General features: G+C 70.5%; 13 protein-coding genes and 1 pseudogene. 8 read left to right on the top strand and 6 right to left on the bottom strand.

Features of this window, described 5'->3' with window-relative positions; genetic code table 11:
- Window positions 1-179: 179 nt before the first annotated feature.
- From WME79_RS30125 to WME79_RS30110, 4 genes are all read left to right on the top strand, one after another.
- Window positions 180-1,007 carry an SDR family oxidoreductase gene (locus WME79_RS30125; RefSeq protein WP_437521848.1) on the top strand — a complete coding sequence of 276 codons (828 nt, stop codon included), beginning with the start codon at window positions 180-182 and terminating at the stop codon, window positions 1,005-1,007.
- A 47-nt stretch (window positions 1,008-1,054) separates the two neighbouring features.
- Window positions 1,055-2,275, top strand: coding sequence for a lanthionine synthetase C family protein (locus tag WME79_RS30120; RefSeq protein ID WP_437521846.1), 1,221 nt, complete (start codon window positions 1,055-1,057; stop codon window positions 2,273-2,275).
- A 308-nt stretch (window positions 2,276-2,583) separates the two neighbouring features.
- Window positions 2,584-3,933 (top strand): hypothetical protein, encoded by a 1,350-nt coding sequence (locus WME79_RS30115; protein ID WP_437521844.1) that lies wholly within the window; start codon window positions 2,584-2,586, stop codon window positions 3,931-3,933.
- Window positions 3,934-4,545: 612 nt separating this feature from the next.
- Window positions 4,546-5,226 carry a hypothetical protein gene (locus WME79_RS30110; RefSeq protein ID WP_437521843.1) on the top strand — a complete coding sequence of 227 codons (681 nt, stop codon included), beginning with the start codon at window positions 4,546-4,548 and terminating at the stop codon, window positions 5,224-5,226.
- A gap of 227 nt (window positions 5,227-5,453) precedes the next feature.
- On the opposite strand, the gene WME79_RS30105 is transcribed toward WME79_RS30110, so the two are convergent.
- Together WME79_RS30105 and WME79_RS30100 are read right to left on the bottom strand one after the other, a co-directional pair.
- Entirely contained in the window at window positions 5,454-6,155 is a 702-nt protein-coding gene (locus WME79_RS30105) for a DUF4336 domain-containing protein (protein WP_437521841.1), read from the bottom strand.
- A 105-nt stretch (window positions 6,156-6,260) separates the two neighbouring features.
- Window positions 6,261-6,377, bottom strand: a pseudogene (locus WME79_RS30100) (SAM-dependent methyltransferase); the annotation flags it as partial.
- A 311-nt stretch (window positions 6,378-6,688) separates the two neighbouring features.
- Here WME79_RS30100 and WME79_RS30095 point away from each other — a divergent pair.
- Window positions 6,689-7,600, top strand: a complete 912-nt coding sequence (locus tag WME79_RS30095; RefSeq protein ID WP_437521839.1) for a hypothetical protein — start codon at window positions 6,689-6,691, stop codon at window positions 7,598-7,600.
- A 173-nt stretch (window positions 7,601-7,773) separates the two neighbouring features.
- On the opposite strand, the gene WME79_RS30090 is transcribed toward WME79_RS30095, so the two are convergent.
- Both WME79_RS30090 and WME79_RS30085 read right to left on the bottom strand, forming a co-directional pair.
- On the bottom strand, window positions 7,774-8,670 hold the full coding sequence (locus WME79_RS30090) for a hypothetical protein (RefSeq protein WP_437521837.1): 897 nt from the start codon (window positions 8,668-8,670) through the stop codon (window positions 7,774-7,776).
- Between the two features lie 162 nt (window positions 8,671-8,832).
- Entirely contained in the window at window positions 8,833-9,786 is a 954-nt protein-coding gene (locus tag WME79_RS30085; RefSeq protein ID WP_437521835.1) for a hypothetical protein, read from the bottom strand.
- 344 nt (window positions 9,787-10,130) lie between these two features.
- On the opposite strand from WME79_RS30085, the gene WME79_RS30080 reads away from it, so the two are divergent.
- Entirely contained in the window at window positions 10,131-13,136 is a 3,006-nt protein-coding gene (locus tag WME79_RS30080; RefSeq protein WP_437521833.1) for a PEP/pyruvate-binding domain-containing protein, read from the top strand.
- A gap of 16 nt (window positions 13,137-13,152) precedes the next feature.
- Here WME79_RS30080 and WME79_RS30075 read toward each other — a convergent pair whose 3' ends face one another.
- Entirely contained in the window at window positions 13,153-13,998 is an 846-nt protein-coding gene (locus WME79_RS30075; RefSeq protein ID WP_437521831.1) for a hypothetical protein, read from the bottom strand.
- 181 nt (window positions 13,999-14,179) lie between these two features.
- Here WME79_RS30075 and WME79_RS30070 point away from each other — a divergent pair, with 181 nt between their 5' ends.
- Together WME79_RS30070 and WME79_RS30065 are read left to right on the top strand one after the other, a co-directional pair.
- Window positions 14,180-14,500, top strand: coding sequence for a hypothetical protein (locus WME79_RS30070; protein WP_437521829.1), 321 nt, complete (start codon window positions 14,180-14,182; stop codon window positions 14,498-14,500).
- 22 nt (window positions 14,501-14,522) lie between these two features.
- On the top strand, window positions 14,523-15,563 hold the full coding sequence (locus WME79_RS30065) for a Gfo/Idh/MocA family protein (RefSeq protein WP_437521827.1): 1,041 nt from the start codon (window positions 14,523-14,525) through the stop codon (window positions 15,561-15,563).
- Window positions 15,564-15,570: 7 nt separating this feature from the next.
- On the opposite strand, the gene WME79_RS30060 is transcribed toward WME79_RS30065, so the two are convergent.
- Window positions 15,571-19,125, bottom strand: a complete 3,555-nt coding sequence (locus WME79_RS30060; protein WP_437521825.1) for an AgmX/PglI C-terminal domain-containing protein — start codon at window positions 19,123-19,125, stop codon at window positions 15,571-15,573.
- Between the last annotated feature and the right edge of the window lie 81 nt (window positions 19,126-19,206).

Below are 19,206 nucleotides of genomic sequence, written 5' to 3'. Positions count from 1 at the left end.
AGGGGGTCGCAGATTCTTGCCGGAGTTTCGCGGGATAGGGACGTTGCGCCGTCACGAGGTGGGGTGCGCCTCCGCTTCCCTGGCGTCTTCCGTGACGCCTGTGACGTCTGTGACGTGTGTTTCCATGGCGCACGCGCGGTGGCCTTGCGCTCACCGCTGGAACCTGAGAGAGGAGCTGCATGAACGGGAAGGTCTGCATCGTCACCGGCGGCAACACAGGCATTGGCAAGGAGACGGCCCGCGGCCTCGCACAGCGCGGCGCGAAGGTGGTGCTGGCGTGCCGCGACACGGGCAGAGGGGAGGCGGCGCGCGACGACATCGCTCGCTCCACCGGCCGCAAGGACGTGGAGGTGATCGCGCTGGATCTCGGGAGCAAGGCGAGCATCCGCGCCTTCGGCGAGCGGTTCCGCGCGGCGCACGAGCGCCTGGACGTCCTTGTGAACAACGCCGGGGTGTGGCAGAGCTCGCGCGGCACGACCGGGGACGGGATCGAGGCGACGTTCGGGGTGAACCACGTGGGGACGTGGCTGCTCACGCAGGACCTCCTCCCGCTCCTGAAGAAGAGCGCGCCGTCGCGGATCGTTGTCCTGTCCTCGAAGCTGCACTACCGCGGCCGGATGGACTGGGAAGATCTGCAGTTCGAGCGGCGGAAGTACGGCACGACCGCGGCATACACCCAGTCGAAGCTCGCGAACGTGCTCTTCACCAAGGCGCTGGCCCGGCGGCTCGAGGGCACCGGCGTCACGGTCAACGCCGTCCATCCGGGCGTGGTCGGGACGGACCTGATGCGCGATTATCCGAAGCTCCTTGTGAAGCTCTTCAACCTGTTCCTGCTCACGCCCGAGCAGGGCGCCGAGTGCTCGCTGCACGTGGCCACGGCGCCGGAGCTGGCCGGGGTGACGGGCGAGTACTTCGAGAAGAGCCGTATCAAGCCGGCGGCTGAGGCGGCGCTCGACGAGGTCGCGCAGGAGCGGCTCTGGGCGCTGACCGAGGCGCTGGCGGCGTAGCGGCGCACGGTCGAGCGCGACGCTCGCAGAGCAGGTAAAGGCACCCCATGCTGCACGAACCCGAGCGCCACGAGGCATTGACATCCGTCGCATGGGACGAGGACGTCGCGCGCGACGCCATCGAGGGCATCGTTCGCGACACCGAGGGGCGCTTCTCGGAAGACGCGTACTGGCCGCTGCACCCGAAGGACGTCGAGCCCGGCGACGACCCGAGCCAGCCGGCGCTGCCGCTCTACCACGGCGCTGCAGGCGTCCTCTGGGCGCTGCGCTACCTGCATGCGGTGGGGGCGGCGCCGGGCGCGAGGCGCACCACGGAGCAGCTCGACGCGCTCGTGCCACGCAACCGCGCATGGCTGGCCTCGATGCCGGGTGATGAGAGCGCCGCGTTCATGATGGGGGACACGCCCATCCTCCTCATGGCGCAGGGCGAGGGGCCCACCGAGGAGCGAGCCGATCGGCTCGCGGCGCTCATCGAGGGCAACCTCGATCACCCGGCGCGCGAGCTGATGTGGGGGGCGCCCGGAACCATGCTGGCGGCGTCGTTCCTGCATGAGCGCTTCGGCGACGCGCGCTGGGCCGATCTCTTTCGCCGCACCGCCGCGCGCCTCTGGTCGCAGCTTCAGTGGTCCGACGAGCACGGCTGCCATTACTGGTCGCAAGACCTCTACGGCCGCCGGAGCACCTATCTCGACGCCGTCCACGGGTTTGTCGCGACCGCGCGTGCGCTCCTCCATGGCCGGCACCTGCTGGACGCCGGCGACTGGGCAGCCTGGGAGCAGGTCATCGCCACCACGATCGCGCGGACAGCCACGCGAGAAGGCAAGATGGCCAGCTGGCCAGCGCAGCTGGCTTTGCAAGGCGATGCCCCGTACCCCCGGCTGATGCAGTTCTGCCACGGCGCGCCTGGCTTCGTCATATGTCTTGCCGAACTCCCCAGCCCCACGCTCGACGAGCTCCTCTGGGCCGCGGGCGAGGCGACGTGGGCGGCCGGGCCTCTTTGCAAAGGCTCGAACCTTTGCCATGGCACGGGCGGAAACGGCTACGCCTTCCTCAAGCTCCACGAGCGCACGGGCGACGCGCTCTGGCTGGATCGCGCGCGCGCCTTCGCGATGCACGGCATCCTGCAGACGCAGGAGGACGCGCGCCGGTACGGACAGCTGCGCTACTCGCTCTGGACAGGCGATCTGGGGTTCGCGGTCTACCTCTGGGACTGCATCCGCGCCGAACCGGCTTTTCCGACGCTCGACGTCTTCTATCCGCCCGCGTAGCGAAGCCCTGGAGGCGCTGCGGCCTTGCCCGGGAGCTCGCTGTGACCGGCGCGATCTCTGCCGCGGCGCAGCCGCGGAGGCGATCGTAGGCGCACGCCAACAGGTGTTGGTCCACGCCTACAGCCCGAGGCCGGCGCCCGGGCTCGAGGGCGCGCCTGTGCGGCCAGCGGAGCGCAATTTCCTCCCTGGTCTGACGCGTGCATCGGTCGCGGGTGAGACGCGCGAGCCATCCGCTGGCTGCTTTCGGCCAGCAGCTGCCGAGGGATGCGCGCGGTCGTCTTGAACCAACACGATTGGAGAGGGTTGTCATGCGTAGGATCGATAAGGGGAGCTTCATCGCGCTGTCGCGCCGCGCCTTCATCTCGGCGACAGCCGCCGGCGTGGCGGGGGTCGTGACCGGGATCGAGCGTGAAGCCGGAGCGCAGGTGGCGTTCACGCCGCGCGTCTCCGGCCTCACGCTCACGGAGGCGACGATGGCCCACCTCAAGGACGCCATCCGCCGCGGCGGCTATCAGATGCTGAAGGTGGTCACCGGGTGGGGGCTGCACGACCGCTCGATCACCGACCCGGCGACCATCTCGGAGCTCTGCTCGCTGACGCCCATCACCCTCGTCCGGACGACCACCGGCGACAGGTACCATGTCGATCCGAACAAGGTCGAGGAGGAGATCGCCCCCTGGTACGCGGCGAAGGAGAAGAAGAGGGATCTCATCATCGAGCTGGGCAACGAGCCCAACACGGTGAACGATCCGGACGGCACAGGGGCGTTCTGGGCCAGCCGGAGCCGCGCGTGGAAGGAGAGCTACATCTGGGAGAACCGGTACTATCTCGCGGAGGCCATCGCCCGTTGCCGGCAGCGGTTCCCCTGGGCCAAGATCGTCACCTGCTCGCTCGCCCCGCGCACCACCCTCGATATCGAGTGGTTCTTGCAGATCTACGCGCAAGGCACAGACAGCCCGCTTCACAACGCGGACTACGTCGCCGTGCACGCGTACAACGGGCCAGGCGAGACCTGGTATCAGGGCCAAGATCTCCCGTTGGTGCTCGATCTCTACGGCCGCTACGCGCCCACGAAATCGTGGATCATGACCGAGGTGGGCCTGCACACCGATGAGACGAGGGCGCGGAAGGGCGAGCGCATGGCGGGGGTCATGCACTATGGCGAGAGCAGCCTTGTCCTTCCCTGGAACGTCTGGGGATTCTGCTATTTCCACCTGAAGCTCGACCGCGACGGCAACCCCGTCCCGGGCGACAGGGCCGCGGCGTATTACGGGGAAGGGGACTCGGCCTATGCGCAGCGGGTCAACGCGGGGAGGCTGCGGCGGACCCCTGTCGGCTGGCTTGACAGCATCGATCCGACGACCGGGGTGGCCTCGGGGTGGGCGGCCGACCCCGACACGCCGGCCAGCGTGGCGGTGCACTTCTACGCGAGCGGACCGGGCATCGACGGCATCCGGTTCGTCGGCGGCACAGGCGCGGACCTGCCGCGGCTGGACGTGAACACCCACCTCAACATGGCGGGGCATCACGGGTTCTCGCTCCGGATTCCGGACGCGTGGCGCAACGGGACCGAGTACCGGCTGCACGCGTATGGCCTCGACGCCACCGGCGACCTCAACGCGGAGCTCTCAGGCTCCCCCAAGGCGTTCCGCCTCTGAGCGGCGGTCACCCGCTTCGGATACGGGCCCACCTAGAGCGACGGTCACCCGCTTCGGATACGGGCCCACCTCGACGTTTTCGGTGCTCAGCGCACTGGAGTGCGCTTGCGCGCCGAAAACGCCGATCTGGGCCCGTCTCCTGTGCGGGAGACCGCCGCTCTGCATGGGGCAGAGGTGGGCGGAAACCGCTGTAAGGGACCAGGTTCCCTGCGACGAGCGGCAGCTGGTCACCGAGCAGGAGATCGAGTCGCGCGTCGCGTGATGCTCGGCGGCAGGGCGGCGGAAGAAATCGCGCTGGGGTAGGTGTCGAGCGGCGCGCGCGATGATTTCGGGCGCGCCACGGCGCTCGTCGGCGAGATGGTGACCCGCCTCGGGATGAGCCGGCGCCTCGGTGGCCTTCCGTCGTTGCTCCGCTGCCTCGGGCGGCCGCCCCTGTCCACGCGGTTGAAGATCGCGGGTCGAGAGGTTCGCCCTCGGAGTCGAATCAAGCACCTTCAGGCGGAGCGCGTGTCCCGCTCGGCCAGGAGGCGCCTGCGTTGTTTTTCAAGGAGGGCCGGGCCGCGGAAGGTTCTCGCCCTGGCCAGGCGAGGCCCTCTGAGCGATCATGCCTTCGTGGAAGCCCTGCTCCTCTCCGCGCTGGGCGTCGCGCTGGCGCTCGGCCTCGGCGGGGCCGGGCTTCGATGGGCGCTGGGGCGCGCCGAGCGAGAGCGCCTGCGCCGCGCGTGCGTCGAATCGCTCGCGCAGCTGCGGCCAGCCCGCTTTACCGCCGCGAGGGGCCGAGCGGTGCCCGTCGGCGAGCCGCTCGTTTCGCCCTTCAGCGGGCGCCCGTGCGTCGCCTTCCGGGTCGTGCGCTGGCGGCAGGAGCGCAAGGGCGGCTTCGGCCCCAACAGCATGGGCTTCGTTTGGGTCGTCGACGACGACGACGAATGGGCCCCCGACTTCGCCCTCGACGACGGCACGGGCCAGGCGCTCGTCCGCCCGAGCGGCCACGTGCGTTTCGACCTCGCGGACGCCGAACCGCCCCCGGACGCCGCCGACCACCTCGACACCTTTCGCAAGCGCTACGGCCACGAGCGCGCGTCGTTCTTCGCCGGCTTTCACGGCACGGTTCGCTATCGGGAGACGGTCATCGAGGTGGGGCAGCCCGTGCTCGTCGCGGGCACCGCCGCCCTCTCGATCGGGCTCGACACGAACGACGAGCGGGACGGCCGCCGCGCGTCGCCGCGGCCGATCGAGCTTCGGCCCGACGACGAGCCGCTCTACATCGGCGACGGCCGGCGACCGGACGCGTGATCCCCGATGTTTACCGCGGTGGACGACCTCGCGCAGCGGAGCGCCCGCGTCACGCGCGGAGGTCGACAGCTTCCCCGTCCGCCTCCACCTCGGCCGCCGCCCCCGCGCGCGCCTCGGAGCGTCGATGCAAAATGAAGTCGTTCCCGATGCACCATGCGCCTGATGGCGGGCGCCCGATCGACAGGGCTGGTGCTCGGCGAGGGCCGCCTGGAAGCGGCGCTGTCAACTTACACCGCCACGCCCTCGAGTCGCCAGGCTTGCGCGAGGCTTTCGCGCCAACCTTCGTCGATGACCTCGGCATGCCCTACGATGAGACGTTGAGCCGGTCGCTCCAGCATGGTGTGGATGGAGCGCGCTGCCGCGGTCTTATCCAGAATCTTCTTTCTGGCGTCGGGAGGTACGCGCACCCGCTTGTAGAAGCCGGTGATGCGCGCGGCACAACGCAAGGTCCAGTGGTCCTCGGCGCCAGCGCAAAGGACAATGTCCGCGCCCAGCAGGGTTTGTGTTGGCCGATGGTAGAGCACTGTCTCGTCCCAGAAGGGCACGCCCTGAAGTGGCAAGGCCTCAAACTCGGGAATCTGCTCGCCGAGTTGGGCGCCGTGGATATCCACGTGGAGCTTCAAGGCCTTGTTCCTGTTGAGCGCCGACGTCGGTCCCACCACCTGCGCCTCAGGGAAATAAGCCGCCGCCGCGGGTGTCCCAAGATGATGCCAGCAGTTGGGTACCACCAGCCAGCGCACCGGGCCCAGGGCTCGTAGCTGCTCTGCCAACGCATCGGTGGGAGGGGCCGGCGTGTGCAGGAGTAAACTGCCGTCGTCGAGGCGTACGACCGTGGTGCGGGCGCGCATCCGTACCCCGCTGAACCACACGGGGCGGTCCAGGGTCCAGATCTTGTCATCCACTACGGCGGTGAGAGCGCTGTCAGGCATGCGGGCGACCTCCTCCAAGCGGCTAAGGCCTTCAAGAGGGGTCAGGAAATCCAAACGCGATCCGAAAGTCAATCACCTCGTCGTGGCCGTTCCACAGTACAGCCACGGTGCACGCCCCTCGGCGCCGGTCAGGATCACGGTCTGCGAGCGCTCGGGCAGCGTGAGCTCGCGCCCATGCGCCGCAGCCGCAGCCGTGAAGACCGAGACGCCGGGGATGATCTCGTCCGTCCGAACAGGTGCTCGAGACGAAGCCGGATCTAACGCTCGACATGATCGCTCTGCGGCCGCGAAGCGGTGCGCAGCTCCGCAGACGAAGTTTACCGCAGGAGTGATAGGAACCAGGCGTGTGAGCTCGAAAGAGCAGAGCGGTCTTGCGGCGGATACGCGAGGTAGCCAGAGAGATGGCTCGAGGCGCGGAAACCCTGCTAGGCTCGCTCGTTCCCGAGGCGGCGGTCGGGTGGCTGGCGGCGGTCGACGTCCTCGGGCCAGGACGCCGTGAGGCTACTCTCGGCGCTCAGAAAGGACGACGTCAGATGTCGAACGTACCTTTGGGGTTCGCGGTGTTGATGGCGGTGTCGGGCTGTTCGAACACCGTGTACTTGCCCGGAAGTGGCGCCGGCGCAGGCAGCGGCGGTGAGCAGGCGGCCAGCGACACCACAGACAGCAGTGGGACGATGGACGGCAGCGGCCCCGCCGCGACGGGCGGCGCTGGCGCCACAATCGGTGATGGCGCCACGACGACCAGCGGTGGAACGACTGGAGCCTATGGCGATCCTGGCGCGGCGGCTGGTTGCGGTGGCCCAACCAGCATTCCATGCCCGAAGGGACAGTTCTGTGACCTGTCGTCGAACTGCGGCAAGATCCCCGATGCAACCGGGGTCTGCGCGCCCACTGGCCCAACCGTGAATTGCGGGGAGGACGAGCTGCCGGTCTGCGGTTGTGAAAACGGAACCTACATCAATGATTGCTGGCGCCAGGCGCTCGGCATGCTCAAGGCATCGGAGGGTGTCTGCCCTGGTAACGGCATCCGGAGCTACCCTTCGGCGTACCTTGCCTGGCACGCGCCCAGCGGCAGCGCGGGCACCGGGCCGGCCATGGTGGTAAGCGGCGCCGGCTGGGCCGCTACATGGGCCAATGTTGCTGACTTCTCGCCCGAGACCCCGCCGCCCGGCTCGACGGAGACCTATTCGTTGACCATCGACACTACCGACGACCTGTTCCTGCGACTTGTCGGTTTCCCCGTCGCATCCCTGCCGCATGGCCCAGCCGTGAGCTCCGAATGCAGCTCGACACTCTACTACCGACTCTGCGATGGTTGCGCTGTAAACACCGTTACTTACAACAGTCCCCAGGGAATCTTACCGGAAGTGGAAGGCGTGTGGTTGTGGTTCGACAGGATCGTCGGAGCCGACGCAGGAGCCAATCCTCGCGCCTATTGCAATTGAGAGCGACGAACAGAATCTCGCAGCGCGGTGCAGACAATCTTGCACAGCCGAATGCACTCGTTGGATCGGTGGTGCACAACCAGGCAGCGCTCCCCGGGCGCTCCTCGAACGCGCACAACGCAGGATCGCCGTTCCCAGCGATCAGCGTGTTCGGCAGCTACGGCCATTCGCCCTCAACCCGCAGCGCCGGCTGGCCGCTTCTTCCTTCTCTTCTTCTCACCCTCGCGCGCCTGGTCCGCCGCCCGCAGCGCGCTGAGCTCGCGCCGGAAATCCGCGGCCGCCGCGTAGTGCTCGTCAGCCGACCGAACGACGCCGGCGATGGCGCCGCTGCAGCGCGGGCACGCGCTCCGATCGGACGTCAGCGCCGTGCGGCAGCCCGGCTCGGAGCAGAGATCGTACTGCCACAAGTAGCCGACGGCCCAGCCGATCAAGGGCGCCCCGAAGAGCAAGGTGGCGGCGAGCAACCCACCGGCGCCGCGCGGCAGGGCGGCCGGGACCAGGATCGCCCCGCAGAAGCCCGCGAGCAGGCCGAGGAACAGGCCCATGCCCGAGTGCGCGCGCCGCAGGCGGAAGACCGGCCGCGGATCGCCCTCCTCGAGCTTCGTCATCGCGGCGGGCCCCTCCTTCGGATCGTCCCAGACATGGCCGCACTTGTGGCAGTGCCAGCGCCTCGGCAGGAACAGCAGGAGCGGCGTGGCGAGGATCGCGAGCGCGGTGGCGGCGCTCGAGCCCTCGAGGCGCAGGCGCTCGTGGAAGCAGTAGGCGAGCTCGCAGCGCGGGCAGCGGACCCCGGCAATCTCCTCGTCGTCGTTGCTGGCCGCCTCCCCGGGATGGACCTCGAGGAGCCCCTCCACGCGCCGGAGATCGCCCTCGCGCACCTGCAGCTGCGTGCCGCCGGCGGCGCCGCTCAGCAACGGGTTGTAGCTCGCCGCCTCGAACACGTGGGACTCGATGCCGTTGGCCGAGAGCAGCGTGCGGTCCATCTGGGCCGCGACCGGATCGAGGTAGCGGCGGACCGTGATCAGCTTCCCCGTGCCCGAAGCAGCATCCAGCTTGTCGCGGTACGGCAAGACGTCGCCTCCCCTGGGTCGAGACAGTGTCGCCCGGCTATGGGGCTAGAAAATCCAAGCGCGATCCGAAAGTCAATCTCCTTTTTGCGCCGTTGCGTCTTTGCGCCTTTGCGTTGAACTCTCTCTCTCCGGATCCATGGCCAGGACTCCTGGCGAGCGGAGCTAGGGGCAGCTCGGCCGCCACGCGTCGTCGGCGAAGTACCTGGCGATGAGATCGTGGAGCGGGCGATCGTAGTCGCGCAGCTCGGCCCGGGTGTCGATCTCGTTGTGGATCCCGTTCGTGGGGATCGCCTCGGTGTTGGCGTCGAACCAGGACTGGACCCCCTCGGCCCAGTATTCGTCCTTGTTCGTCGCCGCGTAGGTGTTCTCCCATTTCCCGGCCTGGAGCGCGGCATCGAAGACGTCCTCGAGCTCCCCGTTGAACGTCGGCTCGACGAAGGCGATGCCCATGATCGCGATGGCGTGCGAGAACTCGTGCACCAGGATGTCCTCGCCGAGGTAGGGATCGCTCGGATAACACAGGACGTTCTCCTCGGCGCAGGAGCTCGCGGGCCGGGCGGGGGTCGCGCCGAGGCCGCGGGCCCGCGTGTCCCAGTCCGTCCCCGGGAACGCCTCGTACAGGTCGCTGTGCTCGGGGATGTCGGTTGTCACCTCCGTCTCCGCCATCACGGCGACGCGCGTGTGGTTCTCGATCATCGCCTGACGCACGTCGTCGCGGTGGCCGAGCATGCGGACGACGACCGAGCACGCGCGCAGCAGCGCCGCGTCAGGCACCTTCTCGGAGCTGATGACGGGAATCCCCGCGGCGTCGACGTGCTTCTTGTAGAAAGGGTCGAATCCCAGCTCGGGCGGCACCTCCGAGACGCTCCCGCACCCGCCCTCGGGCTCTCCTCCGCCGCTGCCGCCGCCGGCCCCGGCGCCCGTCGCGGCGCTGGAGGTCGCGCCCTCGGCCGCGCTCGAGCTGGCCTCCGCGGCGCCGCCGGAGCCGCCGCTGCCGGCTGGACCCGCGCCACCGCCGCCCGCGCCGCCCTCGTGGGCCGGCGACTCCGAACAGGCAGCCAGGGCGCAGGTGAGGAGAGCGATCCATGCATATCGGCCATGCACGCTTTCACGCATGCGCGCGATGCTACATGAGCTCAAGCCAGCATCCAAGTCGCGCGCCGGCTGAATGGGCAGTTGACCGTGTGAGCCGGCGCGGCCCCCTGGCGATGACGGCGCAGCGCTGGCACAGCCCGGCTCACGGCGAGCCGCGCCGTGCGGCCAGACCGCTTGGTTCCCTGCGTTTTCTGCGCTGGGCCAGGCGCCGGTGCGTGCGGCACGCTGCGTGCTCCATGCGGACCGCGCGAGCAGGATGGGGCGGGCATGACGGAGCAGGCACGACGGGAGCACACATGACAGAGCGCTCATCCAGCAATCAGCACGTTCATCCTTTGTCCCAGCCGCGCGTGGGTGCGGCCCTCTTGTCGCTCGCCCTTGGCGTCGGCTGCTCGGGCGAGACCCAGCTCCCGACGGAGGAGCACCCACCGAAGCCGGAGGTGTGCGACTTCGAGCTTCCTGTGGCCGCCGCGCCTGCGCTGAGCGGCGATCTTCGCATCAACGAGGTGATGACCGGCAACGACGGCGCCTGGGTCGACGAGGTCGGCGAGACGGACGATTTCATCGAGCTGATGAACATCGGCCAGCGCGCGCTCGATCTCGGGGAGTACTCGCTGAGCGACAAGTCCGGCAAGGCGACGTCGCTGCCGAGGATGACGCTCGGGCCGGGGCGAACGGTGCTGTTCTGGGCCGACGACACGCCGGAGCAGGGCCCGCTGCACCTGCCGTTCAAGCTCTCGAATTCGGGCGCGCGTGTGGCGCTGTGGTCGGCGTCGTGCCAGCTCGCCGACCTGGTGAATGTGCCGGAGCTGCCGCGGTCCGAGAGCTACGCGCGCTTGCCCGACGGCACGGGCGAGCTGTCGATCTGCCGGTATGCCACGCCCGAGCGAGAGAACGGCGAGACCTGCGGTCCGCCGGATCCGCCGAACCTCGACGACAGCATCCGCTTCGCGCCTTTCCAGTGGCCCGAGCCGTTCCCGGCCATCGCCGGGCCGCTGGTCATCTCCGAGCTGTCGCTGCGGCCCGCGGGGTTCGTCGAGGTGCTGAACGCGAGCGGCGCGCCCGTTGCGCTCGACGGCTTCGCGCTGCGCCTCGCGGCGCTCTCTCCGGGGCAAGCGCCGCCCGGCGCCGGTGCGGGCGTGCTGCTCGCGTGGCCCGAGCCGTCCGCCACGCTTGCGCCCGGGGAGCGGGTGAGCGTCCCCGTGAGCGCGAGCGAGACGGCCGAGCTCGAGGCCTCGCCCGAGTTCGAGGGCATGGCGACGCTGTGGCGCGAGGACAGCCCGGAGCCGAGCGATCGCATCGACTTCATGGCCTGGCCCGAGGGCGCGTCGCTGGCCCGCGTGCCCGACGCCACCGGGGCGCCGCGCTTCTGCGGCGCGGCGAGCCCCGGCGCCGCGAACGAGGGCTGCGCCGAGCTCCCGGGGCGTGAGCTCGCGAGCGGGCGCGCGCACCGGCTGGAGACGGCCGCAGACTTCGCCGAGCTGGCCGAGGGCGGCACCGCGGTCGGCGAGCTCGGCGTCAAGTTCGTCGTCGACATGGCGGCGAACGACACGGTGCACCTCCTGAGCACGCGCCAGTGGGCGCTCCACTACACCTTTGTCCGCGAGCAGATCCGGAAGGAGCCCCACCTCGATCGCTGCGACCCCGAGCAAGCCGCGGAGTTCAACGTCGGTTGGGGGTTGTTCAGCCAGACCGAGTACTTCCGGGCCGAGGGCCGTCGCTACCTCCTCGGCACCCTGGTCGAGCACACCAACGGAGCCAAGACCGTCGAGTTCTCGCCCGGCGACCAGATCATCGGCGAGCAGATGCGGCGCGCGTTCTTCGCGGCGATGAAGGCGGTGCCCGACCCGGAGGCGTGGGCGATTCGGCCCACCGAAGGGCGCCAGATCATCGAGCTGCGGGCGATCGAAGGGACCGCGCCCATCGTGGGGCCGAACGCGCCGTACAAGGGGCTCACGTACCAGTCGCTCAACCCGGCCGAGGGTTTTGGCACGCTGACGTTCGTCCCGGCGCGCGATCTGGAGACGGCCGAGCTCGGGCCGAACGTGATCGTTGTGACCGACGATGTGCCGAACGAGACCGCGTTCATGGGCGGCCTCATCACCGAGGCCTTCCAGACGCCGCTCGCGCACGTCAACGTGCTGGCGCGCGGCCGGGGCACGCCGAACATGGCCCTGCGCGGCGCGCGCGACGACGAGCGCCTCAAGGCCCTGTTCGGCAAGCTGGTGCGGCTCGAGGTGCGCGCGTCGGACTTCGACATCCGCGAGGCCACCGCGCAGGAGGCGGACGATTACTGGGAGAAGCGCAAGCCGGCCGGCGAGCGGCTCTCGCCGGCGCTCGACCTCTCCGTGCGCGGGATCGTGCCGCTCGACGCCGCGGGCTACGCCATGGGCGACAGCATCGGCTCCAAGGCGGCAGGCATGGCCGAGCTGTACCGCGTGACCGGCGTGGGACAGTATTGCCCGCTCGACCTGCTGCCGCTGTACGTGCCGCCCGCCGCGTTCGCGATCCCGTTCTCGCACTACATGGATCACTTCGAGGCGAGCGGCGCGGCGGAGCTCCTGGCCGAGCTCGAGCAGGATCCCGAGTTCCGCGCCGATCCGCACGCGCACGCCGAGGGCCTGGCCGAGGTGCGGGCGCGGATGCTGGCGCACCCGGTGGACCCCGCGATCTTGAGCGAGGTCACGGGCGCGATCGAGCAGCGCTTCGGCGGCGATCGCGTGCGCCTGCGCAGCAGCAGCAACACCGAGGATCTCGCGACCTTCAACGGCGCGGGCCTGCACACGTCGACGAGCGGCGACCTGGACGCCGAGTCGAGCTCCATCGAGGACGCGCTGCGCACCGTCTGGTCGAGCCTGTGGAACACGCGCGCTTACGACGAGCGCGAGTTCGGCCACGTCGAGCAGGCGCGCGCGGCCATGGCCGTGCTGGTGCACCAGGCCTGGCAATCGGAGCGCGCGCAGGGCGTGGCGATCAGCCGCAACGCGCTCGACGCCACCCGCGACAGCCAGTACTACATCAACGCGCAGATCGGGGAAGCCTCGGTCACCAACCCCGCGCCCGGCGTGAGCAGCGACGAGATCGTGTACACGCCGCCGCCTCGCACGATCAAGGCCGAGTACCACACGCGCTCGAGCCTGTCGCGCGGGCGCGACGTGCTGTCGTTCCCGGAGATCCAGCGGCTCGGCTGCGTGCTCGAGGCCGTCCACGCTCATTACCGGCCGCTGGTGGACCCGAAGGGGGAGAACCGGCTGTACGCGATGCAGATCGAATGGAAGCTGATCGGTCCGGAGCGCCGGCTGCTGGTCAAGCAGGCGCGGCCCTACAGCTTCGGCACGCTGGAGGCGCCTGGCGACTGCCGCGAATACTAGACTCGGCGCCTCCCTCTCATTCGAGGAAAACCGTGATGGGATTCAGGTTCATGGTGGCCAGGCGGTTCGCCGGATCCGTGAAACAGGAAGGGTGGTAGATGCCATTCTTGGGGGCGATGGGATTGCAATAGGCATCACACGGGCCAAGACGCTGGATCGCCCCGCACGCTTGGATGGATCCAGTCGTCTCGTCGATGTGGCCGGCGGCGCAGTCACGAAGCGCGGCGCGTGAGCTCGCATCGTTCTCTGTCACATGACAGGAATAGAGCGCCGGCGAGCTCCCGTAGATGTTGCCCCAGAACGCACCCTCCTCCCTCGTGAACGTGGACAGCTCCGGCGAGTTTTGTTTGTTGATCGCCTTGGTAGGTCCGCGCGAAGAGAGCACGACAGGGACCCTGTAGTAGTTGGTACGCGCCGCGAGGCACGCCGAGACCCAGCGCTGGCCCTCACCCTCCAGCGGGAGCCACGCCCAGTTCCTCGCGAGTCCGAGCACGCCTGTGTAGATCTCGTCGTGATAGACGCCAGAGGCGTCGATCCAGCCGAAACGGAATGATTGCGAGCTCTCGAGAGCGCATTCGACGGCGTACCTCAGGTGCTCGCGTGAGAGGGCGCCGTTCGGCCCGGGGTCCAGGATCGCGGTCAGCGCCGGCGAGCCAAGGGCGATGAGGCTCAAGGCGCCGACAGCCAGCGTGTTGGGGTTCAGCGCGTTGGGATTGAGCGCGTTGGGGTTCAGCGCGTTGGGATTCAGCGCATTGCCGGCCTCCAGCGCGCTCTGCGCTTCGCCCAAGGGCTCTTCCAGCCACTCTCCGTCCTCGCCGCATCCGGTTCCGGCCAGAACGATGAGCGGTATCAGACCTACCATGGTATTTCGAGCCATATCAGTCCCCCGCTGAAAGGCTGCAATTCTGGTAATAATGGCAGAGTTTACTGAGGGTGTCGAGCGAGCGGGTCGAAGTCGTGGCGTGACGTCCGACGGACAGATGTCTGGAGCGTGAGTTGGACTTCGATGGCGTGCGCTGTTCCGCCCTTGGTCAATCGCGGGTATGTCATTGGCGGCGAGCGGTATCGAGGGCGCTCCGCGCGGCGACGCCTCGGCGGTTCCACCGGTACTCGGGGAGTTCGACGGAGACGGCCGCGAGGAGGAGGATGCCTTTGATGAACCGCTGCCAGCAGCGGCCACCTCGAGGAGGCCAGGGCTGTTGTTGAGGACGTCGGAGAGGAGCACTCGGTGTAAGGAGGCCGCCGGCGGTCCCGATGCCGCCTGGCGTCGAGACGCCTCCGATGACGCAGGCCGCGATGGCGTCGAGCGCATACATGAGGCCGCCATCAAGTCGAGCGTTTACAGGCGCGCCGTCGGCCGTTAGTTTCGCGAGCAGCGAGGTGCCCATGTCCACAGCTGCCCAAGGTCCGAAGCCCAATCAATCCCCCACTCCCGTGCGCTGGGGCGTCCTCGGGGCGAGCACCTTCGCGTTGACGGTCAGCTTGCCCGGCATGAAGCGGGGGCCCCTCACCCAGCTCACCGCGCTGGCGTCGCGTGACACCGGCAAGGCGCGCGACGCCGCGCGGTCGCTCGGGATCCCGAAGGCGTACGGCAGCTACGATGAGCTGCTCGAGGATCCGGAGATCGATGCCGTCTACAACCCGCTGCCCAACCACCTGCACGTGACGTGGACGGCGCGCGCGGCCCGCGCCGGCAAGCACGTCCTGTGCGAGAAGCCGATCGCGCTCAGCGCCAAGGACGCCGAGGCGCTGGTCGACGTCCAGCGCGAGACGGGCAAGCTGATCGCCGAAGCGTTCATGATCCGCAACCACCCGCAGTGGCAGCAGGCCAGGGACTGGGTGCGAGGCGGCCAGATCGGCGACCTTGTCAGCGTCCAGACGGCGTTCTCGTATTTCAACCGCGACGCCACCAACATCCGCAACAAGAAGGAAGTCGGTGGCGGCGCGCTCTACGACATCGGCTGCTACGCGGTGAACACGTCGCGCTTCCTGTTCGGACGAGAGCCCGTCCGGGTGATCGCGCTCGTCGAGCGCGATCACGAGTTCGGCACCGATCGCTTGACCTCGGGCCTGCTCGACTACGGCGGCGCGCACCTGACGTTCACGTGCAGCACGCAGGCGGTGGCCTACCAGCGCGTGAACGCGCTCGGTACCAAGGGCCGCATCGAGATGGAGATTCCGTTCAACGCCCCCGCCGACCAGCCGTGCAAGATCTTCCTCGATGACGGCTCGACGCTGAACGGCAGCTCGGCCAGGGTCACCTCGTTCCCCGCCGTCGACCAGTACCACCTGCAGAGCGAGGCGTTCTCGCGCGCCATCCGCACGGGCAGCCCGGTCGAGAATTCGATCGAGGTCGCGGTGGGCAACATGCGGGTCATCGACGCGCTCTTCCGTTCCGTCGAGAGCGGGCGCTGGGAGAGGGTCTAGCTGCGCGTCAGCGCGTGACGGCGCCGAGCTCGACGAACGCTCCGTCGGTCATGACCACGAAGGGGCGCTCGTCGAAGGTCAGACCGCCCTTGCCGTCGTGGTCGACGATCTGCAGCTTGCCCATGCCGTAGCCCATCGGGCCGCGCGCGTAGTAGTGCGCCTGCAGGGTGTATTGGCTGGCCCGTTGCTCCCGGGGCGCGCGGATGGTGAAGCACTCGGGCCCGTAGCCGGTGGTCACGTCGGCGTAGAGGCGCCCGCCGCCTGGCAGCGTCGGGTCGCCGTAATAGGCATGGCCGCCGCGGTCGTCCCGGATGTGGAAGTCGACGTCGTTGGCGTCGGTCTCCCAGTTCAGCACGAAGCGGAGCGAGGGCGCGTTTTCGAGCGCGGCGCCGGCCTTCGCGAGCCGGGCCACGATGGCCGCCCGTCGCGCGGGCTCCGCCTTGAGCCACGCCGCGGCGACCAGGCCAAGATCCTCGCGCAGGATGCTCTCCACGCCCGAGAAGCGCCCCGGCGGGTAGCGGCGCGCGATGCCCGCCGCGAGCGCGTCGAAGGCGGCGGCGTGCTCGCCCCGCTTGAGGCGGGCGAACGCGAGCAAGCGGTGGCTCGCGGGGTGGTCGGGGCGCTGCTCGCGCGCCTTCTCGTACGTGTCGACCGCCAGCTCGAGGCCGGCGCCGCCCGCGAGCCGCTCGAGGCGCGCGCCGGCGAAGCGGCGGAGGTCCGCGCGCGCCGGGAACAGATCGATGAGCGAGCCGTACGCGCGGGCGGCGCCCGGCGTGTCGCTCGCCGCCTCGAGCGCATCGCCGAGCGCGACGAGCGCGAGCACGTCGCCGGGGGCCTCCGCGTGCCAGGCCCGGGCGTCGCGCACGGCGGCCGGCGCGTCGCCCCGGGCGAGGATGTCGTGGACCTGCTTGAAGCGGCCGGTATACGGCTCCGATCGCGGGGGCGCGGCGTCGTCAGGCGCGGCGGGCGCATCGGCGTCGTTGGGCGCGTCGGGGGCGGCCGGCGCGGGCGCGGCGTTCGGGGGCCACGAGAACGCGATCGGGAACACCACGTCGACGCTGCCGCCCTCGGGCGCGGGGAAGGTGAGGTCGCGGAAGGCGCGGACCACGCAAGAGACCACGGCCCTGTCGGGCAGATCCGAGCCGCCGTCGCGCGCGTTGATGAGCGCGCCGCGCGGGTCGATGGTGAAGCGCACGGTGACGCGGCCTCGCAAGCCCTCGTCGCGCAGGAGCCCGCCCTCGTAGCAGAGGCGGAAGCGGCCGAAGTTCTGGCGGATGATGCGCTGGATCACCTCCGGCGGGAGGCGGCCGCTCACCTGGGTGGCGCCCATGCGGACCTGCGGCGCCCTGGTTCGGTGGCTGCCAGCGAGGCGGCCGTGCCCGCTGCCGAAGCCCTGGCCGGTGCCCGTGGCCGACATGGCGCTCGGCGCGGGAGCCGCGGCCCCGGCCGCGGCCCCGCTGCCGTGGCCAAGGGTGCCGATCGCGCCGAGGCCGATGCCCTCGCCGCGGCCGCCGCCGCCCTCGCCGACGCCCGATAGCCCGAGCCCGCCGGCGCTCCCGCGGGCACCCGACGGCGCGAGCGCGTCCTCGATGAAGGAATATCGGGTGTCCGCGTCGGCAGGAGGCGCCGGCGGCGCGGGGGGAGGGCGCAGGGCGGCGCTCCCGCCAGGGGAAACGTCGGCGCTCTGCTCAGCGGCAACCTCGGCGTGCTTGTCAGGCGAAGCGCCGGCGACCGGGCTGGTGGCCGGCGCGGGGGCCGACGGCTTCCCACCCTGCGGCCGCGAGCGCCGCTGCACGGCGATGCGGCCGCCGTCCACGGTCAAGATGTCGGAGAGCCCTCGCCGGGCGATGTCGAAGCGCGCGTAGTCGTGCTCGGTCTCCAGCACGAGCAGCGCGGTGTACGGGCTCAGCACCCGGTGCGCGATCGAGAGATCGATGATCTGCTTGCGGATCGCGTCCTGGTTACCACCTCCGCCCTCGCGGGCGAGGAGGCCGTCGATCTTCGCCCGGGCCCACGAGCGCTCGAGCAGCGGGCGCTCCACGCCGCGGAGGTCGGGCGTCGTGGTGCGGCCGTCGACCGTGAGCCGGACGGGCAGCTCGGCCGGCACCTCGGCGTAGACGAGCGCCTCGTCGCCGGGCTGCACGCCGTTCAGGGCGCGGGGCCAGACCCAGCGCGCGCCCTCGATGTTCACCGCGATCCCCGAGCGCGTGGCCAAGCCGAGGCGCCGCTCGATCTCGGCGGCGCCACGCGCGCCGTCGACCACGGCGCCGTCGCGGGGCAGGCCCGCCGCGACGAGCTGCCGCAGCGCGGCCTCGTCGCGGAGGCCGCCGAGCGCGACCGCGTCGAGCCGCTCGACCCCTGCGGTCCGAAGCGCCGCCGCGGCGCCGCGCAGCGCGCCCGGCGCGACCTCGCCCGCCGTGGCGATGCCGTCGGAGAGCAGCACAACGCGCCGCTGTCCGCGGGCGCGCGCGCGTTCGCCTGCCCAGCGGAGCGCGCGCCCGAGATCCGAGGCGCCGAGCGCCTGCCGCTCGCGGATGCGCGCGAGCTCCACCTCGCCGAACGCCGACGCCGCGCCGTCGAAGAGGGGGGTGACGGCCTGGTCGTAGCAGGCGACGGTGAGCGGCGCGCCTGGGCCGCCTGCCTGGGCGACCGCCCGCGCGAGGGCCGCGAGCACGCCGAGCTGCTCCTCGAGCCCGAGCGCGCGTGAGGCGCTCGTGTCCACGAGGATCACCGCGGAGGCGAGCGGATCGGGCCGCGCGTCCACCGGAGCGTTCACGCGGGCGAGCACGAGCTCGCCGCTGCGCAGGCCGCCACGCGCCTCGATGCGCGCGCGATCCACAACGAAATCGGCCTCGGGCGCGGCGTCGTTCCGGCGCAGCGCGTGGACGGGCGCGGCGGCGCCCGCGGCGGTGGCCTCGATGTCGAGGCGGCTCACCGTGGGCAGGCCGCGCAGCGGGACGGTGAAGGGCGCGTCCGGGCGGAGCTCCTGGGAGTACGACAGGACGATGTGCTTCACGCCGCGCGCCGGGATGGGGAAGACCCGCGCGCTCACCTCGTTGCCCGCCGCCTGCTCGAGCAGCGCAGGGTCCTGCTTGCGGTGGAGGAAATCCTCGTACGCCTCGCGCGCGCGCTGGCGCTCGACGACCTCGCCCTCCTGCCACCGGTCGTCGATCTTCATGGCGAGGCGCCCGACGCTCGCCCCGGGCGGCAGCGTCACGCTGAAGGTGCCCTCGAGCACGCGATCCTCGGGGTTCTCGAAGGTGAGGTGGAGCTCGGCGAGCGCGAGCGGCGCCTCGATCACCGCGCGGCCGGTGAGCGCGACGAGGCGCAGCCCGGTGCCGTCCGCGGCGGTGAGCCGGAACGGCGCGGCCTCGGGGCGTCGCGCCGCGACGGCGACCACCGGCGCGGCGGGCAGGGGGCGCGGCGCGGCAGGCCCGGGCCCGCGCGAGAGCGAGGCGGGGGTGGCGGGCGGCGAGGGGCTGTCGGCGCAGCTGAAGAGGGCAGGGACGAGGGCGGCGATCGCGGCGAGCGCAGCGCGGCTGCGGAGGAGGGCTCTAGGCACGGGGGATCTCCGGTCGTTGCGCGGTGGGCCGAGCCTGAGCGCGGGCCCGCCAGCGGTGGGGCAGGGCGATCGACAGCCCGG

This window comes from Sorangium sp. So ce726 (assembly GCF_051521405.1).
GTDB lineage: Bacteria > Myxococcota_A > Polyangia > Polyangiales > Polyangiaceae > Sorangium.
The sequence above is the reverse complement of the archived record's forward strand: the minus strand, read 5'-3'. Positions and strand labels throughout refer to the sequence as shown.

Coding starts and splice junctions, on each gene's coding strand:
- WME79_RS30125 (WP_437521848.1), top strand. CDS start 180: ATGAACGGGAAGGTCTGCATCGTCACCGGCGGCAACACAGGCATTGGC.
- WME79_RS30120 (WP_437521846.1), top strand. CDS start 1,055: ATGCTGCACGAACCCGAGCGCCACGAGGCATTGACATCCGTCGCATGG.
- WME79_RS30115 (WP_437521844.1), top strand. CDS start 2,584: ATGCGTAGGATCGATAAGGGGAGCTTCATCGCGCTGTCGCGCCGCGCC.
- WME79_RS30105 (WP_437521841.1), bottom strand. CDS start 6,155: ATGCCTGACAGCGCTCTCACCGCCGTAGTGGATGACAAGATCTGGACC.
- WME79_RS30095 (WP_437521839.1), top strand. CDS start 6,689: ATGTCGAACGTACCTTTGGGGTTCGCGGTGTTGATGGCGGTGTCGGGC.
- WME79_RS30085 (WP_437521835.1), bottom strand. CDS start 9,786: ATGCGTGAAAGCGTGCATGGCCGATATGCATGGATCGCTCTCCTCACC.
- WME79_RS30075 (WP_437521831.1), bottom strand. CDS start 13,998: ATGGTAGGTCTGATACCGCTCATCGTTCTGGCCGGAACCGGATGCGGC.
- WME79_RS30070 (WP_437521829.1), top strand. CDS start 14,180: ATGTCATTGGCGGCGAGCGGTATCGAGGGCGCTCCGCGCGGCGACGCC.
- WME79_RS30065 (WP_437521827.1), top strand. CDS start 14,523: ATGTCCACAGCTGCCCAAGGTCCGAAGCCCAATCAATCCCCCACTCCC.